The organism is Nocardiopsis sp. TNDT3 (genome assembly GCF_003427465.1).
Taxonomy (GTDB): Bacteria; Actinomycetota; Actinomycetes; order Streptosporangiales; family Streptosporangiaceae; genus Nocardiopsis; species Nocardiopsis dassonvillei.
Map to the genome: position 1 here is coordinate 1 of NZ_QPFC01000419.1, position 1,728 is coordinate 1,728.

Annotated in this window: 2 protein-coding genes; both read left to right on the top strand. The window is 72.6% G+C overall.

Annotation, left to right across the window (positions count from 1 at the left end; translation table 11 throughout):
* The coding region (locus DQW06_RS11065; protein WP_157983406.1) for a tripartite tricarboxylate transporter TctB family protein at positions 1-574 on the top strand (574 nt) is incomplete at its 5' end.
* Positions 575-1,728 (top strand): tripartite tricarboxylate transporter permease (locus tag DQW06_RS11070; RefSeq protein WP_117198397.1); only part of this gene is annotated, 1,154 nt, incomplete at its 3' end. It abuts the gene before it with no gap.

Consider the following 1,728-nt stretch of genomic DNA (forward strand, 5'->3'; position numbering starts at 1 on the left):
CACCCGGGCGACGGAGCCCGTCGCCCCGCCGCCCCGCCCCTCCTGGTGGCGGGGCCGGTCCGAACTGCTGGTCGCCGCCCTGGTGCTGGGCATCGCCGGGTTCATCGCCGTGCAGACCGCCGCCATGCCGGTGCCGCCGGGCACCGAACCTCCCGGCCCGCGCTTCTTCCCCACCCTGGTCGCGATCTTCATGGGCGTCACGGGCGTCGCCCTGGCCGTACAGGTCCTCCTGCGCCCGGCCCGCACCGCCGAGGCGCCGACCACCGGTGAGAACGCCGACGCCACCGCCGACGACGGGGGCGCCCCGGCCGGCGAGGCGGGGCCCGTGCGCATCGACTGGAGCTGCCTGGGGATCGTCGTCGCCTCGCTGACGGTGTTCATCCTGCTGCTCCAGCCGGTGGGCTGGCTGCTGTCCGCGGCACTGCTGTTCTTCGGCGTGGCCTACGCCCTGGGCAGCCGCCGGTACCTGTTCGACGCCGTGCTGTCGCTGGTGTTCTCCTCCATCATCCAGCTCGCCTTCGTCGCCGGTCTGGGCCTGAACCTGCCGGCCGGAATCCTCGGGGGCATCTTCTAAATGGACGTTCTCACCAACCTCATGGCGGGGTTCGCCAACGCGCTGAGCCCCGAGTACCTCTTCCTGGCGCTGCTGGGCGTCATGCTCGGCACGGCCGTGGGCGTGGTGCCCGGCCTGGGCTCCTCCATGGCCGTCGCGCTGCTGCTGCCGGTCACCTTCCACCTCGACCCCACCGGCGCGTTCATCATGTTCGCCGGTGTGTACTACGGCGGGCTGTTCGGCGACTCCACCGCCGCCATCCTGATGAACACGCCCGGACAGGCCTCGGCCATCGCCACCGCCATCGAGGGCCACAAGATGGCCAAGCGCGGGCGGGCTCCGCAGGCTCTGGCCACGGCGGCGATCGGCGCGTTCATCGGCGCGATCGTGTCCACGGCGCTGGTGGCGTTCTTCTCACCGGTCATCGTGCAGCTGGCGCTGCAGTTCGGTCCCGCCGAGTACTTCGCGCTCACCGTCTTCGCGTTCGTGGCCACCTCCGCGGTGGTCTCGGACTCGGCCGTGCGCGGCCTGATCGCCCTGGGCATCGGCCTGGCCATCTCGATGGTGGGCATCGACGGCCTCAGCGGCGCCGAGCGCTTCACCCTGGGCGTTCCCCAGCTCTTCGAGGGCTTCAGCATCATCACGGTGACCGTGGCGCTGCTGGCGATCGGCGAGGTGCTGCACGTGGCCGCCACCGCCCACGCGGGCGACGCGGCCAGCGGTGGCCTGCGGCGCACCGGCACTCCCTGGCTGAGCCGACGCGACCTGCGGCGCACGCTTCCGGCCTGGATGCGCGGAACCCTGTTCGGCCTGCCGTTCGGGTCCATCCCGGCGGGCGGCTCGGAGATCCCGACCTTCCTGGCCTACGGCACCGAACGCAAGCTCTCCCAGCTCCGGGCGCGCCGGGGCAAGCGGCCCGACGAGTTCGGCGACGGCGCCATCGAGGGCGTGGCCGCGCCCGAGTCGGCCGCCAGCGCCACCGCCGGAACCGCGATGGGCGCGCTGCTGGGCCTGGGCCTGCCGACCTCGGCCACGGCCGCGATCATGCTGGCCGCCTTCCAGCAGTACGGGATGCAGCCCGGACCGCTGCTGTTCGAGCGCAACGCCGACCTGGTGTGGGCCCTGCTGGCCAGCCTGTTCGTCGGCAGCGTCATGCTGCTCATCCTCAACCTGCC